Source organism: Streptococcus sp. DD11 (assembly GCF_001578865.1).
GTDB lineage: Bacteria > Bacillota > Bacilli > Lactobacillales > Streptococcaceae > Streptococcus > Streptococcus panodentis.
This window is the reverse complement of record NZ_KQ969411.1, coordinates 1-925: the sequence shown is the minus strand read 5'-3', so window position 1 is coordinate 925 and position 925 is coordinate 1. Positions and strand designations below refer to the sequence as shown.

At 49.4% G+C, this 925-nt stretch carries 1 protein-coding gene; it reads right to left on the bottom strand.

The window, feature by feature from the left end; all coding sequences use genetic code 11:
• Positions 1-287 precede the first annotated feature (287 nt).
• On the bottom strand, positions 288-857 hold the full coding sequence (locus STRDD11_RS13135) for a CPBP family intramembrane glutamic endopeptidase (protein ID WP_164828511.1): 570 nt from the start codon (positions 855-857) through the stop codon (positions 288-290).
• Positions 858-925 lie beyond the last annotated feature (68 nt).

Below are 925 nucleotides of genomic sequence, written 5' to 3'. Positions count from 1 at the left end.
AATAAAATGAAAAGAAGTCTGACCTTTCGGCAGGCTTCTTTTGATACGCAAAGAAAATCAAAAGTTGACAAGGGATAAAAGTCAGGCCAATGGGCGGTAACTCTTACACTAAATTTTACTATTGAACATCATCCTTTCAGTAGCAAAACTGTCACAGATCGATGCAGCTTCAGCGGTTCGGGGGCGTCTGTCCCAGAATCGCCCCTCCTGCTTTGGATTCTTGGCTATAGCTTTGTCTTCTTCCTGCCCTCTGTCTGGTTTTTCAAAAAGAGGATGAAAGGCTAGTCCTAAAACTGTTTTAAAGAGTTCTTCGATTGCTTCCTGCCTGCTGTTTGGTCTTTCTTCCAATCTTTCCTCAGCCGTCGGATGACCATCAGGAGGACCAGGCCTCCGTACAGGACTGAAGCCTGCCAGCTTCCCATCAATCCGGCAGATAGAGCTGGGCTTGGGCTGTCAAAGACAAAGAGACCAAAGGTCTGGGCAGCAGGATTTGCCGTGTCGAGAACCAAGACACCGGTCAGGAGGAAATTGTTCATGCCGTGGATACCGATAGCGCCCCAGATCCTGCCTTTTTCCCAGACATAGAGACAAAGAAAGGCGCCAAATAGGACGATGTTGAGGACCAATCCGGCATCTTGATAGCCGGATAGGATATGCAGGAGACCAAAAAAACAGGCGGAAGCTACCAGGCCGAACCACTTGCCATAGTGCCGGCTGAGGGCAGGGAAAAACCAGCCTCTAAAAATGATTTCCTCGTTTGCGCCTTGCAGCAAGGTAGCTGCAAAAAGCAGGAGCAAGTTTCCGAGCTGAACCGATGCCGGGCCGATTCCTTGAAATCTGACAAGGCCCAGTGCCATCAGAATTGCAACTAGGGCGCTGTTCATCAGAAGTGCAATTAGGCAGCCTTGCAGCAGGTCTTTCTAGG

What these genes read in the sequence shown, in the direction of transcription:
- STRDD11_RS13135 (WP_164828511.1), bottom strand. Translation starts at nt 857, where the DNA reads ATGGCACTGGGCCTTGTCAGATTTCAAGGAATCGGCCCGGCATCGGTT.